Annotated in this window: 20 protein-coding genes; 11 read left to right on the forward strand and 9 right to left on the reverse strand. The window is 65.0% G+C overall.

The window, feature by feature from the left end; all coding sequences use genetic code 11:
- The first annotated feature begins 36 nt into the window (after nucleotides 1–36).
- Both BST13_RS08620 and BST13_RS08625 read left to right on the forward strand, forming a co-directional pair.
- Nucleotides 37–1,329, forward strand: coding sequence for an MFS transporter (locus BST13_RS08620; protein WP_083162639.1), 1,293 nt, complete (start codon nucleotides 37–39; stop codon nucleotides 1,327–1,329).
- Nucleotides 1,329–2,807 carry a glycoside hydrolase family 32 protein gene (locus tag BST13_RS08625; protein WP_083162641.1) on the forward strand — a complete coding sequence of 493 codons (1,479 nt, stop codon included), beginning with the start codon at nucleotides 1,329–1,331 and terminating at the stop codon, nucleotides 2,805–2,807. The genes BST13_RS08620 and BST13_RS08625 overlap by 1 nt, the downstream gene beginning before the upstream one ends.
- Here BST13_RS08625 and BST13_RS08630 read toward each other — a convergent pair.
- Both BST13_RS08630 and BST13_RS08635 read right to left on the reverse strand, forming a co-directional pair.
- Nucleotides 2,804–4,882 (reverse strand): RecQ family ATP-dependent DNA helicase, encoded by a 2,079-nt coding sequence (locus tag BST13_RS08630; protein WP_083162643.1) that lies wholly within the window; start codon nucleotides 4,880–4,882, stop codon nucleotides 2,804–2,806. The two genes, BST13_RS08625 and BST13_RS08630, sit on opposite strands and share 4 nt — an antisense overlap.
- Nucleotides 4,883–4,951: 69 nt before the next feature.
- Nucleotides 4,952–5,953 carry an AraC family transcriptional regulator gene (locus BST13_RS08635; RefSeq protein ID WP_211296042.1) on the reverse strand — a complete coding sequence of 334 codons (1,002 nt, stop codon included), beginning with the start codon at nucleotides 5,951–5,953 and terminating at the stop codon, nucleotides 4,952–4,954.
- Here BST13_RS08635 and BST13_RS08640 point away from each other — a divergent pair.
- Complete coding sequence (locus BST13_RS08640; RefSeq protein WP_083162909.1) at nucleotides 5,952–6,827, forward strand: NAD(P)H-binding protein; 876 nt, start codon at nucleotides 5,952–5,954, stop codon at nucleotides 6,825–6,827. The genes BST13_RS08635 and BST13_RS08640 overlap by 2 nt on opposite strands.
- Entirely contained in the window at nucleotides 6,824–7,264 is a 441-nt protein-coding gene (locus tag BST13_RS08645) for a nuclear transport factor 2 family protein (protein WP_083162645.1), read from the forward strand. The genes BST13_RS08640 and BST13_RS08645 overlap by 4 nt, the downstream gene beginning before the upstream one ends.
- Before the next feature lie 56 nt (nucleotides 7,265–7,320).
- Here BST13_RS08645 and dmpG read toward each other — a convergent pair whose 3' ends face one another.
- From dmpG to BST13_RS08660, 3 genes are read right to left on the reverse strand one after another with little or no spacing between them, the layout of a single operon-like run.
- Nucleotides 7,321–8,376, reverse strand: coding sequence for a 4-hydroxy-2-oxovalerate aldolase (gene dmpG, locus BST13_RS08650; protein ID WP_083162647.1), 1,056 nt, complete (start codon nucleotides 8,374–8,376; stop codon nucleotides 7,321–7,323).
- Nucleotides 8,373–9,287: an acetaldehyde dehydrogenase (acetylating) gene (locus BST13_RS08655; RefSeq protein WP_083162649.1), complete on the reverse strand. Its 915-nt coding sequence runs from the start codon at nucleotides 9,285–9,287 to the stop codon at nucleotides 8,373–8,375. Before BST13_RS08655 ends, dmpG begins: the two co-directional genes overlap by 4 nt.
- Before the next feature lie 9 nt (nucleotides 9,288–9,296).
- Nucleotides 9,297–10,082, reverse strand: coding sequence for a 2-keto-4-pentenoate hydratase (locus BST13_RS08660; RefSeq protein ID WP_083162651.1), 786 nt, complete (start codon nucleotides 10,080–10,082; stop codon nucleotides 9,297–9,299).
- Nucleotides 10,083–10,155: 73 nt separating this feature from the next.
- Here BST13_RS08660 and kstD point away from each other — a divergent pair, with 73 nt between their 5' ends.
- The 3 genes from kstD to BST13_RS08675 all read left to right on the forward strand — a co-directional run bounded on the left by kstD (nucleotide 10,156) and on the right by BST13_RS08675 (nucleotide 14,333).
- Entirely contained in the window at nucleotides 10,156–11,838 is a 1,683-nt protein-coding gene (gene kstD / locus BST13_RS08665) for a 3-oxosteroid 1-dehydrogenase (protein WP_083162911.1), read from the forward strand.
- A gap of 1 nt (nucleotide 11,839) precedes the next feature.
- A complete protein-coding gene (locus tag BST13_RS08670) occupies nucleotides 11,840–12,700 on the forward strand; it encodes a MaoC family dehydratase (protein ID WP_083162653.1) in 861 nt (286 codons plus the stop codon).
- 559 nt (nucleotides 12,701–13,259) lie between these two features.
- Nucleotides 13,260–14,333, forward strand: a complete 1,074-nt coding sequence (locus BST13_RS08675; protein ID WP_083162654.1) for a glycosyl hydrolase — start codon at nucleotides 13,260–13,262, stop codon at nucleotides 14,331–14,333.
- 9 nt (nucleotides 14,334–14,342) lie between these two features.
- Here the strand turns inward: BST13_RS08675 and BST13_RS08680 are convergent, their stop codons facing one another.
- On the reverse strand, nucleotides 14,343–15,614 hold the full coding sequence (locus BST13_RS08680) for a hypothetical protein (RefSeq protein WP_083162655.1): 1,272 nt from the start codon (nucleotides 15,612–15,614) through the stop codon (nucleotides 14,343–14,345).
- 345 nt (nucleotides 15,615–15,959) lie between these two features.
- Here BST13_RS08680 and BST13_RS08685 point away from each other — a divergent pair, with 345 nt between their 5' ends.
- Together BST13_RS08685 and BST13_RS08690 are read left to right on the forward strand one after the other, a co-directional pair.
- Nucleotides 15,960–16,682 carry a DUF2510 domain-containing protein gene (locus BST13_RS08685; RefSeq protein WP_211296043.1) on the forward strand — a complete coding sequence of 241 codons (723 nt, stop codon included), beginning with the start codon at nucleotides 15,960–15,962 and terminating at the stop codon, nucleotides 16,680–16,682.
- Nucleotides 16,669–17,892: an alpha/beta hydrolase family protein gene (locus BST13_RS08690; RefSeq protein WP_083162657.1), complete on the forward strand. Its 1,224-nt coding sequence runs from the start codon at nucleotides 16,669–16,671 to the stop codon at nucleotides 17,890–17,892. The genes BST13_RS08685 and BST13_RS08690 overlap by 14 nt, the downstream gene beginning before the upstream one ends.
- A 22-nt stretch (nucleotides 17,893–17,914) precedes the next feature.
- Here the strand turns inward: BST13_RS08690 and BST13_RS08695 are convergent, their stop codons facing one another.
- Nucleotides 17,915–19,075 (reverse strand): carbohydrate-binding domain-containing protein, encoded by a 1,161-nt coding sequence (locus BST13_RS08695; RefSeq protein WP_158087126.1) that lies wholly within the window; start codon nucleotides 19,073–19,075, stop codon nucleotides 17,915–17,917.
- Nucleotides 19,076–19,355: 280 nt separating this feature from the next.
- Between BST13_RS08695 and BST13_RS08700 the strand changes: the two genes are divergently transcribed.
- The gene (locus BST13_RS08700; RefSeq protein WP_245839450.1) at nucleotides 19,356–20,183 is read left to right on the forward strand and encodes a glycoside hydrolase family 16 protein; all 828 of its coding nucleotides are present in this window, start codon (nucleotides 19,356–19,358) and stop codon (nucleotides 20,181–20,183) included.
- A gap of 160 nt (nucleotides 20,184–20,343) precedes the next feature.
- Complete coding sequence (locus BST13_RS08705; RefSeq protein WP_245839452.1) at nucleotides 20,344–21,129, forward strand: polysaccharide deacetylase family protein; 786 nt, start codon at nucleotides 20,344–20,346, stop codon at nucleotides 21,127–21,129.
- A gap of 53 nt (nucleotides 21,130–21,182) precedes the next feature.
- Here BST13_RS08705 and BST13_RS08710 read toward each other — a convergent pair whose 3' ends face one another.
- Together BST13_RS08710 and BST13_RS08715 are read right to left on the reverse strand one after the other, a co-directional pair.
- Complete coding sequence (locus BST13_RS08710; protein WP_083162661.1) at nucleotides 21,183–23,489, reverse strand: glycosyltransferase family 2 protein; 2,307 nt, start codon at nucleotides 23,487–23,489, stop codon at nucleotides 21,183–21,185.
- The gene (locus BST13_RS08715; protein ID WP_158087127.1) at nucleotides 23,486–24,787 is read right to left on the reverse strand and encodes a polysaccharide pyruvyl transferase family protein; all 1,302 of its coding nucleotides are present in this window, start codon (nucleotides 24,785–24,787) and stop codon (nucleotides 23,486–23,488) included. The genes BST13_RS08710 and BST13_RS08715 overlap by 4 nt, the downstream gene beginning before the upstream one ends.
- Nucleotides 24,788–24,795: the final 8 nt, after the last annotated feature.

Consider the following 24,795-nt stretch of genomic DNA (forward strand, 5'->3'; position numbering starts at 1 on the left):
CAGAATCGATTTAGCAGCTGGCAGGAAGGCCCGACCATGGCGAATGTCCGCACGCTGCTCAAGAACCCTGCCTACCTCCAAAGCTCGACGACCTTGCTGCTGTTCTTCGCGTCGTGGGGCGTCTGGTGGTCGTTCTTCCAGATCTGGCTGACCAACAAGGACACGGGACTCGGCCTCAACGGCCAACAGGTGGGCACCGTGTACTCGGTCAACTCGTTGGCGACGCTTGTCGTGATGTTCTTGTACGGCACTGTCCAGGACAAACTCGGCCTCAAACGCACTCTCACGATCATGGCGTCCGCTGTGATGGCGGGCCTCGCGCCGTTCTTCATCTTTGTGTACGAGCCCCTGCTGCGCGCATCATTCGGTTGGGGCGTCGCCGTGGGCGCTTTCGTCATACCGTTCGGCTACATGGCCGCGGCCGGCCTGCTCGAAGCATTCTCCGAGCGCATGAGCCGCACCTACGGTTTCGAATACGGCCAGGCTCGCGGTTGGGGGTCGTTCGGCTACGCGATCGCCGCTCTGATGGCCGGCTTCCTGTTCACCATCAATCCCGTCCTCAACTTCATCGCGGGCTCGATCTTCGGTGTCCTGTGCCTGTTGGTACAGCTGATGTGGAAGACCGACAAGGTCCCGCCGGCTCCCGGCCACACCGCACGCCCGAAGACACCCAGCGTGCGTGAGATGGCAAGTGTGCTGAAAATGCCACGGCTGTGGGTGATCATCGCGTTCGTACTGTTCAGTTGGACCTTCTACAACCTCTACGACCAGCAGATGTTCCCGGACTTCTACACCAGCCTGTTCGAATCCAAGGAACGTGGTGAACAGGTCTACGGCGTGCTGAACTCGATCCAGGTATTCGTCGAGGCGGCGATGATGATGCTCGTCCCGATCCTCATGCGGAAAGTGGGTGTCCGGAACACGCTTCTCCTCGGAGTCTCGGTCATGTGTCTGCGCATCCTCGGTTCCGCTGTCTTCGACGATGCGGTCCTGGTGTCCATCGTGAAGATGTTTCATTCCGTCGAGGTGCCGCTGTTCATCCTCGGTATCTTCCGCTACATCACGCTGCATTTCCCGGCAAACCTCTCGGCAACGCTGTATCTGGTCGGGTTCGAGGTGGCCGCGCAGGTCGGCAACGTCATGCTGTCCCGCCCCTTGGGCTCCCTGCGTGACGCAATCGGTTATCAGCCAACGTTCTATGTCATTTCGGCGGCAGTATTCCTGGCCGGCACCTGGGCCTTCTTCGCGCTCAAACGTGACGACCAGGATGTCGAAGGCGATCCGTTCGTAGGCGCCTCAGAGAAGGCACCGGCAGGTGCGGGCACGTGATGGACCAACAGCCGGCCCGCGCAGAGCACGGAGTTGATGAACTCCGGTCGTCCCGAAATGACCGCTGGTACCCCAGTTTCCATATCACGGCACCTGCGGGCTGGATCAATGATCCGAACGGCCTCTCCTACTTCAAAGGCCGGTATCACGTGTACTTCCAGCATCATCCGTACACCAGCGATTGGGGGCTGATGCACTGGGGCCACGTCAGTAGTGCCGACATGGTCACATGGCGCCACGAGCCGATCGCCTTGGCCCCGAGCACCGAAGAGGATCGCGACGGCGTGTTCTCCGGATCAGCGGTGGTCTCCGGCGACGACGAGTTGCTGGTCTATTACACCGGACACCGCTGGCGCAACGGTGTCAACGAGGACGAGGGCAGCCTGCAGGTCCAGTGCATGGCTGTGAGCGATGACGGCATCTCGTTCGACAAGCAGGGCGTTGTGATCGACTGCCCGGAAAACCTCCTGCACTTTCGCGATCCCAAGGTTTGGCGCATGCGTGATCGCGGATACATGACCGTCGGTGCGTGCTCATCGGACAACCGAGGCGAGATCTGGCTCTACACATCGGAGAACATGCGGAATTGGGAATTCGACCGCGTGCTCTATCGCGATCCAGATCCGCAAACCTTCATGGTGGAATGCCCGGACCTGTTCCCGCTCGGCGACAAATGGGTCCTCACCTTTTGTCCCATGGGCCCTGAACCCAGGCAGTACCTGGGCCGCAATACGCACAACGCAGGCTACATCGTCGGGAACTGGTCACCGGGTGAGGAGTTTCATCGGCTGACCGACTACCGGCCCATGGACTGGGGCGCCAATTACTATGCACCGCAGAGCTTTCAAGCTCCAGACGGACGCCGGATAGCGCTGGCGTGGATGGGCTCGTTCGGAATCCCCCCGGCCTCCCAGATCACAGACGGATGGTCCGGGCAGCTGACGGTGCACCGGGAACTCACGCTGAGCGCCGACAACCGGCTGCTCGCGCAGCCGATCGATGAGCTCACCAAGCTGCGGCTGACCAGCCAAGACTTCGGTGCAGTGACATTGGGGCCCAACGAACTACGGGTGCTGGCCGAGAATATCGACGCCGCCGAGGTCGAGATGGAGGTCGATCTGACCGAGTCGACGGCCGAACGCGTCGGCCTGGCAGTCAACAAGACCCCGGACGGCCACGAAACCCTGGTCGGCTACGACGATCTCGCGCAGAGAGTGTTCGTCGACCGCCGCAACTCCGGTCACGGGGACCGGGGCTACCGCGCAGCACCCTGTCCAACCGGCCCGGTCAGACTGCGGGTGTTCATCGACCGCGGGTCGGTAGAGGTGTTCGTCAACGACGGTGCCGAGACCGTGTCGTCGTTGATCTTCGCCGCGGACGGCCCACGGTCGATCGAGTTGTACACAGAATCGGGGGTTGCGACGATCCGCCGACTCGTCGTGCATCGACTCGGAACAATCTGGGATGGCGCACGCTAGTTCGTGCTGGCCAGCACGAACGGCAACACCTCGGGCGCGCCGGCGTCGCGCAGCACGCGCGCGGCCATCGTGAGGGTCCACCCGGTGTCGGTCATGTCGTCGACCATGAGGATGGGACCGTCGGGGAACTGGAATTGCGGCCACTCCCAGGACCCGTTCAGCGCCGCCACCCGGTAGGCCGAGTTCGCGGCGGTCACGGGCCGGCGGTCGGGCGCATAGCGCAGCGTGCCCAGATCGGTCAGCCGGCCCAGCTGAGCCAGTCTCTGTGCGGTCGAGCGGATCAGCACAGGATGGCTCTCCGAATCCAGACCGATGACGGCGACGGGCCGGTTCTCCCAGTTCCAGGCCTTCAGCACCGCGACCGCCGCCTGCACCACCTCCTCGGGCACCTCCTGGTCCGGCTCGGCCAGCAGTTTTCGCAACCGCGCGCCCCAACCGAGATCGGTGAGGCGGCCGATGGCCCGCCCCGGCGCGGCGCCGTCGTTGATGCGGCCCGACAGGGCCACACCCAGGGACGCCAGGCCCGACGGCCACTGCTTGCGGGGTGCCACGGCAACCCCAGGCCGCCGCAGCCGCTCCCGAGTGCTGGTCAGGGTGGCCTCGTCGACCGCGGCCTCGTAGCGGGAGCCGGTGCAGTTGTCGCAGCGGCCGCACCGCTGCCCCGGCTGGAGTTCGGGATCGTCGAGTTGCCCACGCAGAAACGCCATGCGGCAACCGTCGGTGTCGAGATAGTCGAGCATGGCCTGCTGCTCACGTTTCCGCGCCTCGTCCAGCGCGCGGTAGCGCTCCTCGTCGTAGCTCCACGGCTCTCCGGTGCAGATCCACCCGCCCTTGACCCGGCGCACCGCGCCGTCCACGTCGAGCACCTTGAGCACCATCTCCAGGCGTGATCGGTTGAGATCGACCAGAGTTTCCAGCGCGGGAGCCGACTGCGGACGCTCGGGATCGAGTGCACGAATCACATTGCGCACCATGGATTCCGACGGGAAGGCCACGGAGGCGAAGTACCGCCACACATCCTGGTCTTCGACGCCGGGCAGCAGGATCACTTCCGCGCTGGCCGTGGCACGGCCGGCCCGACCGACCTGCTGGTAGTACGCGATCGGTGACGACGGCGCCCCCAGGTGCACCACGAAGCCGAGGTCGGGCTTGTCGAACCCCATACCGAGCGCCGATGTCGCGACAAGGGCTTTGACCTGGTTGTCCAGCAGGTCGGCCTCCAGCTGTTCCCGCTCGGCGGGGTCGGTGGACCCGGTGTAGGCCGCCACCTTGTGCCCCTGCTCGGACAGCAGGGCAGCCACGTCGTGGGCCTGGGCCACGGTCAGGGTGTAGATGATGCCGGACCCCGGGAGCGAATCCACTTGTGCGGCAATCCACGCCGCCCGCTGTGCGGGATTGCCCGCCTTGACCACCGACAACCGCAGTGACTCGCGGTCCAGCCCGCCGCGCAGCACCAGCGTGTCACGACCGCCGACGCCGAGCTGGGCTGCCACATCATTGACTACCCTGTCGTTTGCGGTCGCGGTGGTGGCCAGCACCGGGATCTCGGCACCGAGTTCGGCGATCAGTGTGCGGATGCGTCGATAGTCGGGGCGGAAGTCATGCCCCCAGTCGGACACGCAGTGCGCCTCGTCAACCACCACCAGGCCGGCATCAGCCGCGAGCGCGGGCAAAACGTTGTCTCGAAAGTCGGGGTTGTTCAACCGTTCCGGGCTCACCAGAAGGACGTCGAGTTCACCTGCGGCGACCCGTTGATGGATCGCGTCCCATTCGGTGACATTGCCGGAGTTGATGGTCGCGGCGGCCACCCCGGCGCGCTCGGCGGCCGCGACCTGGTTGCGCATCAAGGCCAGCAGCGGCGACACGATCACCGTCGGACCGTGGCCGCTGCTGCGCAGCAGCTTGGCCGCGATGAAGTACACCGCCGACTTGCCCCACCCGGTGCGCTGCACGACCAGGGCCTGGCGGCGTTGCACCACGAGCGCCTCGATCGCGGTCCACTGGTCATCACGCAGCACAGCGGCAGGCCCGGCCAGTTGTTCGAGGATGGTCTGGGCCTGTTCGCGGGTTGTCATGCCTCCATACTGCCGAGGCACCCTGACAGCTACTCATCGCGCATCGAGCCACCGGGAGCCGGGCGGCAATCAGTGGTCGACCGATGCTCTCTGCACACCAGCCTGCGCAGCCTGCCAGCGCCGCGGCGGCTGACCGTGGTGGCGCTGAAACGCCGTGGCGAAGGCGTATACCGAGCCATAACCGATCTGAGCGGCGATCTCGTCCAGCGTCGCTTCCGATGTGAGCAGAAGGTCCCGAGCCAACGTCATCCGCCAGTCCGTCAGATATTTCATCGGCGAATCCCCGACCACCTGCTGGAACGTCCGGGCGAAGGTGGCCCGGGACATATGGCCCAGCTTCGCCAATTCTTCTACAGTCCAAGGTTTTTCGGGCTCAGCGTGGATCACCTCGAGGATCGGCGCCAGACGCGCGTCGGATGCGCCGCGAAACCACGCGGGTGGGGTCGTGCTGCGGCTCAATCCTGCCCGCAACCCGAATACCACCAGAACGTCGAGCAGCCTGTCGAGCACCGTTTGACGTCCCGGATTCTCGTGCTGCAGTTCGCGCGACAGCAAGGCCACGACGGAGTGGATCGGATCGTCGATGTTCGCCGGCAGCGGCAACACCGACGGCAGCGCGTCGACCAGGCCGCGCCCGATATCTCCAGCGAAACGGTAAGCGCCGCAAAGAAAAACCGAGGCTCTATCGGACAGCGCCGCTTCGTCGGCGGGCTGCAGCGATCGGAATTCGTCCGGCAGCGCGCAGGGTGCGCCCGGCTCATGGGCGATGCAGTGATCGGGCCCACCGCGCACAAAGGCCAGATCTCCTGGCCGAAGCTCGACCGGATCACCGATCCCGTCAACCCATAACCAGGCGGTCCCCTGGACGACGGCATGAACGGCAAGCTGGATGGCACCCGGAAGCCGCAGCCCCCAGGGCGGGATCGCGGCGGACCGTGCGAACACACCCCCTATCGCGCGGGCACGCACCAGATGCTCTTGAAGAAGATCCACCGATTGAGCGTCTCGCACAAAGAAATGAGCGTCAAGACCATTGAGAAGCTCATTCAACGAGACGAACATGGATGCCATGGACGACAACGCAGACCGGCCCACACTGGTGCTCGGCGCGACCGGGAAAACCGGCTCACGGGTAGCCGCAAAGCTGACCCAGCAGGGCAGAGCTGTACGCACCGCCTCGCGCCACGGCAGCGACATCGCCTTCGACTGGGATGACACAACAACTTTCGCACCCGCACTTGCCGACGTCGGCGCCGTATACCTGGTTGCGCCCGTCATGCGGATGGACTACGCCGGCATCGTGTCCGGCTTCCTCGACCAAGCCGAGCAAGCCGGCGTCGACCACGTCACCTATCTCAGCGCGTACGCGATGGAGCTGGCCCCTGCGGACCTTCCAGTTCGCGCCGTAGAACTCGACCTGCTGTCTCGATCGGCGCTGACCACCTCGATCATCAGGCCTGCGTGGTTCATGCAGAACTTCAGCGAGAGCTTCCTGATTCCCGTCGACGACACGATCGCCGTGCCGAACGGCCAGGGCACCGAGGCGTACGTCCACACTGACGACATCGCCTCAGTCGCGGCCGCGACGCTGTCCAACCCCTCCGCGCACGCCGGTGCCGCCTATGCCCCCACCGGACCAGAAGCACTGACGGTGTCACAAGCAGCGCAACACATCTCGGCGGCTACTGGCCGCGCGATCACCTACCATCCGATCGCCCAGGACGGCTGGATCGACGCCATGATCGCCGCAGGCGTGCCCCGGGACTACACAACGATGTTGCGCCGGCTGACTTCAGCCATTGCCGACGGCAACGGCTCTCGCCCCAACGACGACGTCCTGAGCGTCACCGGGCGCCCACCGATCAGCTTCGGCGAGTTCGCCGCAGAAGCCGCACAAACCTGGAAGCAATCCACCCTGACCACACAATCGAGGAGTGCACGATGAAGACGTCCATCGAGAACCTCGACGATTTCACCGCGCTCGACCCGTTTTTTCGGATCATCGAGCAGGGGCTCGACGGGCTTGTGGAACCAGGCCATTTCTTCGACTTCATGGCAGATGACGTCGTCACCGAGTACGTGATCACGGTGCCGGGGTACCCGCCCCGGGTCGAAGGACGGCACGCGCTCGCGGAGCTCTACCGTCCCTACGGGACCGCGATGCAGCTCGACCGCTGTTTTGATCTGTCCGTGTACCACGATCCGCACCGGGGCGTCGCCATCCTGGAGTACGCGTCGGAAGGGCACACGGTCGACGGAAATCGGCCGTACGCCAACAGGTTCATCTCGGTGATCACGATCCGCAACCGAGAGGTCGTGCATTGGCGCGACTACCTCAACCCGGTCTCGGTGTTCAATGCGCTGGGCTGGCCGGATCGCTGAAACAAGCTGGGCCTTCCGGTCGCGGAAGGCCCAGCGCGGCAACCCTTTTCTTGTGGTCAGGCCTTGGTCTTTTCGGCTTCCTGTTCGCGTTTGATTTCCAGGGCGATGTCGATGAGCTGGTCTTCCTGGCCGCCGATCAGCTTGCGCTGCCCGGCCCGGTGCAGCAGCTGGTGCGCGGGCACCCCGTAGCGCTCGGACTGGCGGATGGCGTGCTTGAGGAAGCTGGAGTACACACCCGAGTAGCCCATGATCAGCGCATTGCGATCGAGCAGGCATTCGGCCGGCATCGCCGGAGCGACAACCTCTTCGGCAGCATCGGCGATGTCGAAGAAGTCGATCCCGGTCTTCACCCCGATCTTGTCGAACACCCCGATGAGCGCCTCGACCGGTGCGTTACCCGCCCCTGCCCCGAACCGGCGGCACGACCCGTCGATCTGCTTGGCACCCGCACGCACGGCCTCGATGGAGTTGGCGACACCTAGGCCGAGGTTCTCATGACCGTGAAAGCCGACCTGCGCATCGGAGCCGAGTTCGGCGACCAACGCCGCCACCCGGTCGGCCACCCCATCCAAGACCAGCGCACCGGCCGAATCGACGACATACACACACTGGCATCCGGCGTCGGCCATGATGCGGGCCTGCGCGGCGAGCTTCTCCGGGCTGATGGTGTGGCTCATCATCAGGAACCCCACGGTCTCCAGACCCAGCTCACGAGCCAGACCGAAGTGCTGGATCGACACGTCGGCCTCGGTGCAGTGCGTCGCGATCCGGCAGATCGACCCGCCGTTGTTCTGGGCTTCCTTGATGTCTTCCTTGGTGCCGACACCCGGCAGCATCAGGAACGCGATCTTGGCTTCCTTGGCCGTCTCGGCGGCCAGCTTGATCAACTCCTGCTCCGGGGTCTTGGAGAACCCGTAGTTGAAGCTCGAACCGCCCAGCCCGTCGCCGTGGGTCACCTCGATCACCGGCACCCCCGCGGCGTCCAGCGCCGCGACGATGGCACCCACCTCGTCCTTGGTGAACTGATGACGCTTGTGATGGCTCCCGTCGCGCAACGACGTATCGGTCATCCGGACGTCCCACACGGGGTTGAAGAAAATGTCAGCGGTCATCGGACTGCCTCCTCGACGCTGAGCGACTCTTTGGCGATCTCTTCGCCGACCTTGGTCGCCGCTGCGGTCATGATGTCCAGGTTTCCAGCGTAGGGCGGCAGGTAGTCGCCCGCACCCTCCACTTCCACGAAAATGGTGACGAGGTGGTTGCCCCCGTTGACCACCGACGGCTCGTCGAACTGCGGCTCGTTGAGCAGCCGGTAGCCCGGCACGTAGGTCTGCACCTCGGCCACCACATCCTTGATCGACGCCGTGATCGCGGCATGGTCAGCATCCTCGGGAATCGCGCAGAAGATGGTGTCGCGCATGATCATCGGCGGCTCGGCCGGGTTGAGGATGATGATCGCCTTACCCTTGCGGGCCCCACCGATATCGCGCACACCCGCACTGGTGGTCTTGGTGAACTCGTCGATGTTGGCCCGGGTGCCCGGCCCCGCCGAGGCCGACGACACCGACGCCACGATCTCGGCGTAGGGCACCTCGACGACACGGGAAACCGCGTAGACCATCGGGATGGTGGCCTGGCCACCACAGGTCACCATGTTGACATTGGGTGCGTCCAAATGTGCACGCAGATTCGCCGGCGGAATCACCCCGGGACCGACCGCGGCCGGGGTCAGGTCGATCGCGCGGATACCGGCCTCGGCGTAGCGCGGTGCGGCGTCGCGATGCACGTAGGCACTGGTGGCCTCGAACACCAGATCCGGCTTCTCGTCTTGGGCCAGCAGCCAATCCACGCCCTCGTGGCTGGTTTCCAAACCCAGCTTGCGTGCGCGGGCCAGGCCTTCGGACTGCGGATCGATGCCGATCATCCAGCGTGGCTCAAGCCATTCCGAACGCAGCAGTTTGTAGAGCAGATCGGTACTGATGTTGCCGGATCCAACGATCGCGACGGATGCCTTGTTCGGCATGTTCGCTCCTTATTCGAAACTCAGTCGTACTGAACCTAACCCGGCGAAGTCGGCGACGAAATCGCTGCCGGGAGGTGCATCTATCGCACGCGTGCACGAGCCCGGCAACACGATGTCACCGGCCTTCAGACGTACCCCGAAACCCTCCACCTTGCGGGCCAACCAGGCCACCGCGGTCACCGGATTGCCCAGCACCGCATCACTACGCCCCTCGGCGACCACCTCGCCGTGGTTGGTCAACACCGCATCGATATTGCGGATGTCCACGTCTTTCGGCGACACCCGCGCCTCGCCGAGCACCCATCCCGCCGACGACGCGTTATCAGCGATGGTGTCGCACAACTTGATCTGCCAATTGGTGATCCGGGTGTCGATCAATTCGATGGCAGGCGCGAACGCCGCCGTCGCCGCCAGCACATCCTCCTCGGTGCAACCCGCCCCGGGCAGATCGTCGGCCAGGATGAACCCCACCTCCACCTCCACCCGCGGATAGAGGTACTTCGACGACTTCACCGGCACATCCTCGAAAACCTGCATCTCGTCGAGCAGATGCCCGTAGTCCGGCTCGTCGACGCCCATCATGTCCTGCATCGCCTTGCTGGACAGGCCGACCTTGTGGCCGATCACCTTGGCGCCCGCAGCCACCCGCGCCCGGATGTTGATCAGCTGGATCTCGTAGGCATCCACCACATCGATGTCGCCGTACCGATCAGTCAGCGGGGTGGTCGGAACCTGGCTGCGCTCGGCCTGAGCCAGGTCTGCGGCCAGCTGATCACGAACCTCGACGCTAAGCATTGTGATGAAGTCCCCTCACTTGTTTGACCGGGACAGTTGTTGGATTGCCGGCCAATTCTATAACGTGTTCTACATGACTGGACAGGAGTATGACGTCGTCGTAGTCGGCAGCGGCGCTGCCGGCATGGTCGCCGCCCTCACAGCTGCCCACCAGGGCCTCTCGACAGTACTGGTAGAGAAGGCCCCGCACTATGGAGGTTCCACCGCGCGGTCCGGCGGCGGGGTGTGGATCCCGAACAACGAGATTCTCAAGCGTGATGGGGTCAAAGACACCCGAGACGCCGCGCGCACGTACCTCCATACGATCGTCGGCGACGTGGTGCCCGCCGAGAAGATCGACACCTATCTCGACCGTGGTCCGGAGATGTTGTCGTTCGTGCTGAAGAACTCGCCACTGAAGCTCTGCTGGGTGCCCGGGTACTCGGACTACTACCCCGAGACGCCAGGCGGTAAGCCCACCGGTCGTTCCGTGGAGCCCAAGCCCTTCAATGCCAAGAAGCTCGGCCCCGACCTGGACGGCCTGGAGCCGCCGTACGGCAAGGTGCCGATGAACATGGTCGTGATGCAGCAGGACTACGTGCGGCTCAACCAGCTCAAGCGTCATCCCCGCGGCGTGCTGCGCAGCCTCAAGGTCGGCATCCGGTCCATGTGGGCCAACGCCACCGGCAAGAACCTGGTCGGGATGGGTCGTGCCCTGATCGCGCCGCTGCGCATCGGGCTGCGCGACGCCGGTGTGCCGGTTCTGCTCAACACCGCGCTGACCGACCTCTACGTCGAGGACGGCGCGGTGCGCGGTATCTATGTGCGCACGGCAGGTTCACCGGAATCGGCTGAGCCGGAACTGATCCGGGCCCGGCGCGGTGTCATCCTCGGCAGCGGCGGGTTCGAACACAACGAACAGATGCGGGTCAAATACCAGCGCGCTCCGATCACGACCGAGTGGACCGTCGGCGCCAAGGCGAATACCGGCGACGGCATCATTGCCGCCGAAAAGCTCGGCGCGGCACTGGAACTCATGGAGGATGCGTGGTGGGGGCCGACGGTGCCGCTCGTCGACGCGCCGTGGTTCGCCCTCTCCGAACGCAATTCTCCCGGCTCCATCATCGTCAACATGTCCGGTAAGCGGTTCATGAACGAGTCCATGCCCTACGTCGAGGCCTGCCACCATATGTACGGCGGCCAGTACGGCCAGGGCCCCGGGCCCGGCGAGAATGTTCCGGCCTGGCTGGTCTTCGACCAGCAGTACCGCAACCGCTACATCTTTGCGGGACTGCAACCCGGACAGCGCATTCCGAAGCGGTGGCTGGAATCCGGCGTGGTGGTTTCAGCGCCGACGCTGGCCGAACTCGCAGACAAGATGGGGCTGCCTGCCGACGCATTCACCGAAACCGTCGAGCGGTTCAACGGCTTCGCCCGCACCGGCGTCGACGCCGACTTCAAGCGCGGCGACAGCGCGTACGACCGCTACTACGGCGACCCCACCAACAAGCCGAACCCCAACCTCGGCGAGATCAAGCACGGCCCGTTCTACGCGGCCAAGATGGTGCCCGGTGACCTCGGCACCAAGGGCGGTGTGCGCACCGATGTCCACGGCAGGGCGCTGCGCGACGACAACTCCGTCATCGAGGGCCTCTACGCCGCGGGTAACGTCAGCTCGCCGGTGATGGGGCACACCTACCCCGGCCCCGGCGGGACCATCGGCCCCGCGATGACATTCGGATACCTGGCGGCTCTCGATATCGCCGGAAAGGCCTGATATGCCCATCGATGTCGACAAAGCGCTGGCCGCTGAATTGGATCCCATCGAATTCTCGTGGACCAGCAGCGATATCCAGCTGTACCACCTGGGCCTCGGCGCCGGTGCCGACCCGATGGCCCAGCGCGAGCTGCGCTACCTGATCGACGACACACCCCAGGTGCTGCCGACTTTCGGCAACGTCGCGGCCAGCTTCCACATGACCGCACCGCCGACGGTGCAGTTCCCCGGCATCGACATCGAGCTGTCCAAAGTGCTGCACGCCAGCGAGGCGGTCAGCGTGCCGGGCCCGATCCCGCCCAGCGGAACCGCGAAGTCGATTCAGCGGTTCACCGAGATCTGGGACAAGGGCAAGGCCGCAGTCATCGTCAGCGAGACCACGGTGACCGATCCGGCAGGAACAGTGCTGTGGACCACCAAGCGGTCGATCTTCGCCCGCGGCGAAGGTGGCTTCGGCGGCGAACGCGGCCCATCGACGTCAGTCGAAATACCTGATCGTGCACCGGATCTCGAGGTACCGCTGCCCACGCTGCCGCAGCAGGCCCTGCTGTACCGGTTGTGTGGGGACCGCAATCCGCTGCACTCGGATCCTGCGTTCGCCGCGGCCGCCGGATTCGACCGGCCGATCCTGCACGGCCTGTGCACCTACGGCATCGGCTGCAAGGCCATCGTGGACAACCTGCTCGACGGCGACGTGACACAGGTGGCGAGCTACGGTGCCCGGTTCGCCGGTGTGGTGTTCCCGGGAGAAACGCTGCAGGCCAACATCTGGAAGGAAGACGGCAGGTTCGTCGGCGTGCTCACGGCACCGAGCCGCGACAACACCGTCGTGCTCTCCGGCGTCGAGCTTGTCCCGGCATAGTTGACGCCCGCCGCCGAGCCCCGCGAATTGCCCTGTCCGCCTATCTTTTCCAGATACCGCCCATGCGTTCGGCAACGGTCTTGCACCAACCCGCCGCGCCCGCAACCCCGCCGGTCGAGGATCGCCGAAGCGAACGCGGCCGATGTCACGACAGCTGGGTCTGAAATTCGCTATCGTTGTCGGATGCGTCACAGTGATTGCCAATGTGGTCATCAGCATTCGGCGCATCAGCACTACCGACGCGGCACTGATTGCGCGTTGTGTCCGTGCCGCCGATATCGGCCCAACACCTTCCGCGGCAAGCTGGGCGCAATGGCATCGCGCCTGGTACGCCGCGGTGGCGCAGAGCCGAATTCCTTGAATGGGCAATGATTTGTCGCTGTCGTCAGGGGCGCGCCCCGGCTCGACCGATGACCACTGCCACCGCAGTGGTGCCAGCCCGTCCGAGGGCTCTGAACTCGGGCGGATCGGTCGCCACATAGCGGAGCAGCCGTAGCCCTTCCCCCGCGGGCGGCTGCGGTTCAGGTCGACTTCGTCGCCAGGGCCGAACTTCGCTAGCATGACGGGCAGCGCGCACGGCAGCGCCAGTGAGTACAGCCAATATCGCGAAGTCGCCACGCGTACGGACACCGGGGAGCCCGTCTTGATTCCACGCCGACGGCGCCTCACGTCGATCCCCCGAGCACTGGCCGCGCTCGTCGGTGTGTTCGCCCTCACCTTCTCACCGTGGAGCGGGCTGGCGCAGTCCGAACCAGCAGCATCCAGTTGGTCCAGTGGCGCTTACCTCGGCACCTACGGCAATCGCCCGGCGGCAGAGAAGTTCGCCGCGTATCGGGGTCAAGATCTCGCGATCGTGAGCGTCTTCCTCGAACGCTCGACGTGGGACGCGCTGCGCAACGACACCTGGGGTGTCGAGAGGTACGCCGGGTTTCCGGGTCGGCTCTCGGTCGCGGTGCCGCTCATCCCGACGAACGAGTCGACCACCCTGGGCGCGATTGCCAACGGAACCCACGACGACGACTTCGTCCAGATAGCTCGCAACCTCGTTGCCCACAAGCGTGGCGACGCCGACATTCGGCTGGGCTGGGAATTCAATGGCGACTGGTACGGATGGTCAGCATGGGACCCGAAGTCCTTCGTTGCTGCGTATCGCAGGGTTGCCAAGATCTTCCGCCAGGAAAGCCCGGCGTTCACTCTTGACTGGAACGGCAACGCTGTGCAGTCGGCATCGGGCCACGACCCGTTCACGGAGAGCTACCCGGGCGACGACGTCGTCGATGTCGTCGGCGTGGATGCCTACGATTGGGCCGACAATGCAATCACCGACGGTGAGTCGTTCTCGCGGTGGCGCGACCAGCCGCACGGCATAGCCGCTTGGCTGTCGTTCGCCAGGGCCCACCACAAGCCTCTGGCGATCCCCGAATGGGGTGTCGTCGGTGGCACCGACGGCCAGGGCGACAATCCGGCCTACATCCGAGGAATGTACGAGTTCTTCCAGCAGAACCGCCCCGACATTGCGTACGAGGCCTACTTCAATCAGCAGGCCAGCCTGGCCAATTCGCTGATCGATCCGGTTCAGATGCCCGCATCCAGTGCCGTGTACGCCGAGCTGTGGCATCGCGCAGGCAGATGACCACCGACGTCACCGCGGGCATTGCGTAGCCAGCGGTAGAAACCGCATGGGATCGGCCAGATAGCGCACAGCTCGGTCAATGGTGTCGCTTTCAACGGCGTTGTCGTTGAACGAGATCGAGATGTTTCGGGTGTCGCCGATCCGACTGTTCAGAACAGTGACGGCGTGCGGCCCCGCGGTGTCGAGCAGAGCGGTGAGGGATCGATCACCGCCCATCCGCCACGGTGCGTCGTCGATCATTCGTACGGTGCCCAGATCCGAGTACATGACGTGAGCGGGCGCACCGGGCCGATAGGTCCTCGTCGGACCAAACGGACCGCGCCCGAACGGCAGCATGGCCCGTGCCGAGACCACAGCCATCCCCGCCAGCGGCACTGCCGCCATCACGAGGTCGCGTACCCGTGCGCTGACCGCGGGCAAGGTGTCGTCCGACGCAAACGGAACTTCGAGGCCGATGATGAAATTCCCGTTGGCCCTTTGCCGCCGGGCCAGGTAGCGCCGACAGTCGAAAGCCGTCATGACCCGGTCGGTCATCGACAACCCGGCCGCCTGCAGCGCTTGCCGAACGATGTACAACCACACTGCAGCGCTTCCCGGCGTGTCGGCCTGCGCGGACCGCCAGTCATGCACCGCGGCCTCCGCGTCGGCGTCGATGTGTGCGATCCGGACCGCAAACGAGGGAGACCAGGGCACCGGATCGTCTGCGCCACCACTGTCAGCCGGCCGTTGAAACCGCTGTTCTGCTGCGTATCGCACCGCCGGCCGGGCCCAGTGCGGATTCGCACCGAACGTCCGGATCACCGACCGCAGCAATGCCAGCGGTGTGTCGTTGTCGGTTGTCCACCGTGACATCCGCCCGCCGGAATGGTCGAACAACGCACCGATCAATTCGAGCGCGAAACGCGCGTCACCGAGACCATGGTCGACGTCGAGTGCGATATGTCGCTCTGAAGCATGGATCTCCAGGGCAGCCCGCGCTCCCGGCCGTCGACGAATGTGCTGCAACACTGCCGTCTTGCCGGCCGCTACCACCGACCGCGGCAATTCGCGCACCGCCACCAGTTCCGAAGGCGCGTATCGCCACAGCCGCGTCGCCGGATGCGGATCCAACGCCACCCTGGTGTGGGGTCCCGCCATGGCGATCCTGGCCAGTGCCTCCTCGAGCACGGAGGTATGCGGAACGTCGAGTTCGCCGAACAAGGCAACGAATCGTGCCCCAGCAAGCATCCGGTCGGTACCACTGGCCCATTGCCGCGACGGTGTCCGGCCATTCGCGATCATGAGGGCATCAGTCCCACCCGAGTAGCTCGCGCGCCGAACAGCACCCCGTCCACATTGTCGTCGGTCACCCTCAGAATCAACTCCGTCGCCCGGCTATCCACTCAGTTGTTTGCTGACCTCGGTTTCTGGTGATCGCCAGGATATCGACTCCACTGGGCAGACACGCCGCCAGAGGTGCGACTATGTGGGGTAGCGTCCAACGGTGCGGCGCTCGGAGGCTCGCAGAGATCGATTTCGCGTTCTATGGCGCAGGCAAACGAAGGGTGGACGACCATTGTGACGTGCCCGAATGGTCACGACAACCCCGTAAACACGCTGTTCTGTAGAGAATGCGCAACCCAGATCGTGGCGAAGACCGTCTGCGTCCACGGTCACCTCAATGACGACGACAACCGGTTCTGCGGCCAGTGCTCGGCTCCGGTCGCCGCTCCGACCCCGACGCCGTCTCAGACCGGACGGTGGAACGTCGACCCCACGACGCGCCATCAATACCGCTACTGGGACGGCGAAGCCTGGACCGAACATGTCGTCGACAACGGGGCGTTCGACACCGACCCCGTTCCGAAGCCCGAACCACGCCCGCGCACCCGCGCAGAAGTCTGGCTGCCCCGGGCAGCGGCGCTTGGAATGACCGTCGTGAGCGCATTGCTCGTTGTCGCAGCATTCAGCACGCTGCAATCCATCCGGAAGTCCGAACCGACGCCGGCCACGACAGCCGAGCCCATCCTCGCGCCCCAGACCCCGGCACCGGTACCGGCAGCGGCACCCCAGGCTCAACAGACCACACACCAACCGGGGCAGTTCGCCGTCATCGGTGCCTCGTGCCTCCCTGCCAGTCGCACAGCCGTCACTGCGGATAAATCTGTCGCGTATTGCGAACATGTGCAGGGCACGGAGTTCTTCGTGTGGTCGCTGGTCCGTGGCGAGATCACCTATCCGACCAGTGCTGACCCGAGTCAGTTGACGGATCCTCCGGTCGCGGTGTGCATGGAACAAACGGGACGGTCTCCGCAGGATTGCATCGAATACCTCCAGCGGCCAAGCGATCCTGGCGATGGCGGCCGTTAGGCAACGTGCGCGGGTCCCGGTCGGCTTCCTACTCGTCGTCCTGCTCGGCCTGGCGGTGGCGGGATGCAGCACAGGTGGTGGGGACGTATCGGCCGCGCAGCCGATAAGGACGCCGCCGCCCGACGTGGCCGCCGAAGCCTGGTCAGCCCGTGGACATGTGATCGAACGGACGCCGTTCAACCCGAACCTGAACGATCCGGTGATCGGCGACGCGTGGCGGGCGGTCTACACCTCGGTGTCCGGCGTTGACGGCCGGACGCGTGAGATTTCGGGCTCCTTCTTCATCCCGCACGGCGACCCGCCCCAAGGTGGTTGGCCAGTCATCTCCCTCGCACACGGAACGACGGGAATCGACAACGCATGCGGTCCCTCGACACATGCCGACCTGATGGGCTATCTCGGCGAGGTCCGCTCGTATCTGGCCGACGGGTATGCCGTCGCCATGACCGACTATGAGGGGCTCGGCTCGCCGGGCAGCCACCCGTACCTCGAACCGAAGTCCGCGGCGTTCAACGTCATCGACGCGGTACGCGCACTGCACGAACTCACCTCGACGGTGTCGCGACGGTGGGTTGCTGTCGGGACGTCACAAGGCGGCCAGGCGACGTGGGCCGCCGACGAACTGAACGCCTTCTACGGCGACGGCGTCGACCTGATCGGCAGTGTCGCGATGTCGCCTGCCGCGAACGTGACGGGTCTTGCCGACCTGGCATGGTCGGGACAGTTGACCAACGACCAGGAGATGTACTTCCCCCTGCTGATCGAGGGCGTGCAGCGGTACAACGCCGAGTTGGACCTCAGCCGATACGTGCATGGGCGGATTGCCGCCGGAATGGGTGTACTGGCCCAGTGCCGATCACCGGTCGGAGATTTGCTCAGCAAGGCCTACGCAGAAGAGGAACTCAAGCCGGACAGACGACGCGACGTCGATGCGCTGCGCCGGGCACTGCAGAGGATCGCGCTGCCGCAGCAGCCCGTCACCGTGCCCATGCTTGTGGTCTCCGGCGACAACGACCAGACCGTTCGGCCGCAGTGGGTGTCCGCGGCGGTGCAGCAAACCTGCGGGCTCGGCGGTCGAATCGAGCACGTGCAAATCCCAGGTGCCGGCCATGCCGAGCTGCCCCCCGACGCGGACAAAAAAGTACGGCAGTGGATAGCTGACCGTTTCGGCGACGTAGCCGCACCCTCCAACTGCGCCCCAAATCCCTGATCGCAGAGCCGAGAGCCCCGCATCATGCGGGATCGAACCTGAACCAGTCCACCAGCATCGTCGCCGGCCAAGGAGTGGTCGCATCCGGTTGGCCGGACGAATTGTCGCCGACAGAGATGTTCAAGATCGCGTACATCGGCTGATCGTCGAATACCCATTGCTGGTTGCTGGTCAGCATCGCCTTCGTGTAGGTGCCCAAGGTGGTGTTGTCGATGCCGATGACCACCTGGCCTGCCGATCGGCGCACCCAATAGGTGTGGAAGTCCGTGCTGAGGTCGGCGATCGGCCCCTGGGTACCGATCATGTAGTCGGCGGAAGCGCCGGCCGGGCGCTGCACCCACGGCCCGTGCAACGTTGTGTAGTAGTAGGTTGCGAGCTTGGGCAGCTCCATGAGATCGATTTCGCCGCACTGCGGCCAGCCGACGGTATCGACGTTCGATCCGAGCAGCCAGAATGCAGGCGAGATGCCTTTGCCCGACGGCATTTTGATGCGGGCCGACATCGTGCCGTACACCATGTTCACCTTGCCGCGCGTGACCAATCGGCCCGAGGTGTATCCCGTCGACGTCTTCAACGCCTGAATGATCAAGTTTCCGTTGCCGTCGAGGCGAATGTTCTGAGGGGAATTCGTGTAGTTCTGAAGTTGACCGTTGCTGTTCCACTGCCCGGTGTCGTAATCCCAATACTGGCTGCTGGGTTGGGTTCCGGCGGCGCCGACGAAGTCGTCGAACACTGCGCCTGCGGAGGTGCCGCCCGTCTGCACGGTCACCCGGTCGAGGCCGAGTGCACGGGAGCAGTTTCCTCTGCGATATGGGTTGGTGAAGGCCACGCTGAGCGTGTGCGTGCCGGCCTGAAGGGCGACAGTCATGCTGTAGTCCGCCCATGAAGTTGCCGAGACGGCTGTTGGAGATGTTGCCTTCCCGTCGATGGCCACCGTCATGGATGGCGCGCCCTTGCACAGTTGTCCCTTCGCCCGTATCGACAGGGCAGTTGCCGGGGACGACAGCGAAATATTCGTGGTCGCCTGTGCCGTTGTCCACAGTCCGAGGGCGGCGCCGCCAGAGGCAGTCGCGTCGGCGTACACACTGCCCGCCCCTACCGGAGTCACGACCATGGTCTCGGCTTCGAGTGTGCTGACCGCGGCCCCCGCCGGGGCAACCGGTGCCGCGAATACGGCAACCATGAGACTCACGAGAGCTAGGCGCGGATATCTCACAAGTACGCTCCATCGACGACAGCAAAGACACCCAGGCACATGCAGTCCGGCGATTCCCGCGCCAGCGGAATCAGTATCCCTACTATCGCTAACAGCACACCATTCACTTCGGTAACAGCTTGGCCGCATTTCGAACACTCCGCCTACCGGCACAACGTTTCGGCAGCAGAAGTCCGGCTACATCGGCCACAATTCGTCCCGTCAGCGCTGGGCGGCCTTCAGTCGTCTCAGCCCCTATTGTTTGTGCGTGCGCACTCGACCGAAACTGGCAATCGCACAGGCCGTTGCGGCGATGATGTTGGCCGCGTGCACCAACGCCTCGGTCAGCGATGCCACCCCTCGACCGGCGTCGCCGCCACCACCGTCGCCGTCGGACGTGTTCGACGGATTCGACGGCCCGGCCGGGTCCCGGCCCGACGCCAAGTTCTGGAGTTACGACCTTGGCAATCCCAGCCCCGACAACCACGAACTCCAGACCTATACCGACGCCCCCGCCAACATTCGCCGGGACGGCAGCGGAAACTTGATTATCGAGGCGTTGAAGACCCCCACCGGCTACACGTCAGGGCGCCTGACCACTCAAGGCAAGATTCCGATCGTGTACGGAACCATCTCCGCACGAATCAAGTTCCCGTCCGGCCAGGGAATCTGGCCGGCGTTCTGGATGCTCGGTTCAGACATCGACACTGCCGGCTGGCCGCAGTGCGGCGAGATCGACGTCATGGAACTCGTCAACACAGGCACCACCTACAACGTGACATTGCATGGGCCGCAAGGGAAGTCGGACTACTCCACCAACGGTCTGAGCAAGACCGGGCCGATCGCCGACCTCAGCAAGGATTTTCACGTCTACTGGGTGACGAGACAACCCGACAGCATCACCATCGGAGTCGACGGAACCGCGTTGGCAGACTTCACCCCATCGTCGCTACCAGAGGGGGCGACCTGGGTGTTCAACAAGCCGATGTACGCCGTGCTGAACGTGGCCGTGGGCGGAGACTGGCCCGGACCCCCGGACCAGTCGACCCACTTCCCGGCGACCATGCTGATCGACTGGTTCCGCTACACCCGTTGAAAACCCCACCCGACGCCTCGAATCACTTTGCTAGTCCGGCACGTTCGCGCGATATACTCCACCCGATGTCCAGCTATCGAGTTGCCCGCCCCAGCCGCAAGAGGCTCGCGTAATGAAGCGTCCTGACGATGTTTCGGCTGGAAATACGATTCCGATTCTGATGTACCACTCCGTCAGCGACTCTCCGGCCGCATCCATCCGCGGGCTGTCCGTTCGCCCCAAAGCGTTTGCCGAGCAGGTGACCTACCTCGCCCGCAACGGGTTCACCGGCCTGACGTTCGGTGAACTGTGCCGACTGCGACGATCCGGGGAGCCGCTGCCGCAGCGCCCTGTCGTCCTCACGTTCGACGACGGGTACGCCGACCTCGTCGAGGAAGCCCTGCCGGTGCTGACAAGCCATGGGTTCCCGGCGACAGTGTTCATCACGACCGGATGGCTCGACGACGCCGGTCAGCGGGCAGCCGGCACGCCGCCGGACCGCATGTTGACGTGGCGTCAGCTGACAATCCTGGAGCAGGCAGGCGTCGAGATCGGCGCGCACAGCCACAGCCATCCACAACTGGACCAGATCTCGGTCAAGCAACTGCGGGCCGAACTCGCAGATCCCAAGAGCCTCTTGGAAGAACACCTCGGCCATTCCGTCGCCACCCTGGCGTATCCGTACGGGTACTCCAACCGGAGGGTCCGGGAGATGTCGCTCGAACTCGGCTACCGTAACGGCGCAGGTGTGGTCAACGGAATCGCCTCACCGGCCAGCGACCCGTTCCGGGTTCCGCGGCTCACCGTTCGGCTGTCCACCTCGATCAACACCTTCGCCCAGACGGTCAATCAGCAACGAATCGGCGTGAACTACGCACCCACTCGCGCGCTGACGGCAGGCTACGCGGTGGTGCGTCGGAGCCGGTCGGCGCTGCGCGCCCTGCGGGACAGCACCGACGGCAGCTAGCCACTCGGCGGAAGTTCTTGGTATCCAAGAGTATCCGCTAGTGCGGCCGCACCCTATCGCGTGTGCGGGGCTTTCCGCCGCTGCTGCCGGACACTGCGGATATATGCCGGGACGCCTTCGCGCATGCCTTGCAGTTCCGCCCGCAACAGGCCCGGAGGAAATGTCGTCATCGTCGCGGTCCGGACGGCATCCTTTCCGCGGAGGCTGCGAACCGCATTGGGAACCAACCGGATCAACGAAAGCAGCAGCGCCGGACGGTGGACGATCAGGGCGAGGTAGTACCCGACGAGTCCGGTTCCGTAGCCATGCAGTTGGCTCTCGAGTTCAGCGACTGTTTCTCGGTGGTAGTGCCAGGTGATCGAGGTCGGCTGATACACCATGGTGTGTCGGGCGAGCAGCAACCGCGTGAAGGCATAGGTGTCTTCCGAGCCCTTGGCGGGAGTACCGGCGCCGAGTGCGACGTGAAAGCCGCCGATATCGGCCAGCACCTCACGGCGGAATGCCATGTTGGCACCCGCACCGAACGGCGGAAGCGGGTACAGCGGGCTCTGCGGATAGTCAGGGTCGAAGACTTCCCGCGTGAATCCGCGGCCTTTGCTGTGCCCACCGAATTGTTCGAACCAGTGTTGCGGTTCGGTCCTCAACTCGGCGGGAAGCACTGCACCCGAAACACATCCGACCGTGGGCAGAGTTGCGAACCCGCGCACCAGTTCGGCCAGCCAGTGCCGGTCGGGCACCTCGTCGTCGTCGATGAACGCGATGATGTCGGCCTGCGCGGCGCGCCAGCCGGTGTTGCGGGCCCATGAGAGCCCCGCCCGGGGCTCTCGGAGATACCGCACAGGAACCGAGACGTCCAGTGCAGCCAGGGCGGCGGGCACGGCATTCGGGTCGGCCGGCGCGTTGTCGACGACGACGATCTCGAAGTTCGGGTAGTCCTGATTAGCCACGCGCTCAACGCATTCCGCCAGACCGCTCGCACGATCACGCGTGCAGATGACCACCGAAACCTGCGGCGCGTCGCCGAGCAGCCGCTCACGGTCGATGGTGAAGGCCAGATCGGCCGGGTCGCATGCGACACCCTTCGCAGACAGCGTATCGATCACGGGTAACCCGCCGGCGGCCAGCCGGGTGTTGATGTCCGTGCCCAACGACTGCCAGACCGCGTCCACCAGTGCGCGTTCATCGTCGGCGCCGTCGAAATCGACGATCCCCAGCGGCTCCGACCCCAACCGCACGAGCAGACTGATGGGGCCGGGCCCGTCATCGGTGAAAAGGCCCGGGAGCGGTCCACTGACCTCCCATTCGGCGACGAGAATGGGGCGGAACGGCTCGGCTGCGTCTGCGGCCGGCCCTGCGCCCGCCCGCGGAGTCGCAGTCCGAGCGCCGATCACCATCTCGGTGACCATTCCGGCTGCGGTCACCAGCAGCCCGGCCACGATCGCCGCGCATCGCTGCAGATGCGTCACATCCAGATGGCGCAGCGCCAGGTAGAGCTCACGCAGACATCCCCGCGGTAGCACGCGAGATGCGTACCGCCGCTCGGCGGCGGTGCTGTCGTCGATGCCGACGAGCCGGGACAGCGCCGCTTTACCGCGGCCCTCGTTCCAGCACCGGGTGAGGAAGAAGGTCGGTGTGCTTCGGTCAGCCGGAACCTTGTGTGCCACAAGGGCCGCCGGTTCGTACATCCAGTGCCCGGACGGCACGGCCTGCCGTACCCGCAGACACAGGTCGGTGTCTTCCGGGCGGGAGACCCGGCCCGTCTTGCCGAATCCGGGGCGGAAGCCGTCGACGGCGTCGAACACCGTGCGTCGGATAGCCATGTTGCCGGTCCACACGTTCCGCATGGGTGCCGCGGCTTCGGGCATGCCGGTGTACGAAGCACCAACCACCCAGTAGAACTCACGCGGAAACCAGCGCGGCCGCTCGTCCGGCCAGGCCGGGGTGAGGCCTCCCCCGACCCCGACGACATCCTCGTCGTCGAAATGCCGGCACAGGGACCGCAGCCAATCCGGGGTGGCCACCGCGTCGTCATCGAGGAACACCACGATCTCGCCCCGGCTGGCCATCACCCCGGTATTGCGGGCGCCCGAGGCTCCTTGTGGCCCAGTGTTTTCCAGCACGGCGACGCCGCGCAGTTCGGCACGCGCCCGTTCGGCGAGGCCCGGGTTGTGGTCGATGACCAGGATCACCTCCAGTGCGCTCTGCGACTGGTTCAGCGCCGAGGTGACTGCCTCGACGGTGTCGGGCCAACGTTGTTCGGTGTAGGCCGCGATGATCACCGAGACCGACGGGCCGCCTTGCCGATACGTGTCAGCGGTGGTCTCGGTATCCGAGGGAGACGGTGGAGAAGTGAGGGTCATGCAAGGTCCTCTGCTGTCGGCACCGCGTGCGCGGCGCGCGTGGGAACTACCACCTGTGGGCTGTTGGTGCCCGTAACACGCTCTGCAGCCAATGATTTGAATCTGGCATAGAGGTCGTCGCCCCGGGCGACCTGGGCCCGGGCAGCCGCATGAATGCGGTCGCGCATGGCATCGTCGGCGTTCCAGGCTCGGTCGATAGCGTCAGTGAGTGCCTGCTCGAATCCCGGCCCGATCCGTATCGGTTGGCATCCGCCGGGGAACAGGGCCGCCAAGCCCTCGAACTTCCCGTCGTAGTAGCTCGAGCTGGTGATGCCCACCGCGGGTATCCCGGCCGCCAGCGCAAACACCGCGGCGTGGTAGCTGCCCGTCACCACCACCCGGCAACGGGCGATGGAAGCCTTCAATTCCTCGGGCGAACGGATGTCGGCGAACTCGTCATCCGTGCCGTTAGGCTCTCCGTCGACCGAGGTACGAACCGATCTCAAGTCCGATTGCGCTCCATAGCGGGACACAGGTAACGCGACCGTGGCGACGCTGCGGCTGTGCGCCGCTGCCCTTGCGACGCCGACGATCTGGCTCGCGAGGGTGGTGTCGACCGAGCTGTAGGACGCCACCCGCACGTTCATACCGATGGACATTCCCGCGCGGGGACGTGTCGCCGGCGTCGCCAACACCAAGGCATCGTCGCCGGTGACTTCTGCTCGGTTGAGGTCCACGCCATGCGCACGCAGGATCGAAGTGGACCGCGCCTGTTCGCGCAGACCGATGGTGGTCAGCCTCGGCATGGTCAGCCTGACAGCATGACTCAGCACCGGATGCGTCACCGGGCCGAGACCCTGACCGAACATCGCCGTCGGCTTGCCGAGGCGCTGCGCCATCGCGAGCACACTGAGCACCCCGGCCCCATGCCACCAGAACACATCGCTGATGAACCCGCCGCCGCTCGAGACGACCAGGTCTGCGCGCCGCACCGCGTCGAGTACCCGCAACGGCGCCGCACCCCCGGAAACCGCCGGCCCATTCGAGCGCGCCAGCAATGGCATCGCTGTCTTCCACATCTGCTCCGCTGCCAACTGACCCGACTTCGGAAGCACCGAAGCGCTTCGCCGGCCGACTATCGTGGAGGCGACGGCACTGACTTCCGGGCAGTACCGTTGCAGCTGGTCCGGCGACTCCGTGAAAACGTGGATGACCGCATCGGGCCACAAGGTTCTGAGCCGATGGATGCACGCCTGCAGCATGGCGATGTCACCGATGTTCAACAACGCGTAGCCGCTGTGATCCACCAATATGCGCAACGCGCCGT

Source organism: Mycobacterium aquaticum (assembly GCF_002086485.1).
Taxonomy (GTDB): Bacteria; Actinomycetota; Actinomycetes; order Mycobacteriales; family Mycobacteriaceae; genus Mycobacterium; species Mycobacterium aquaticum.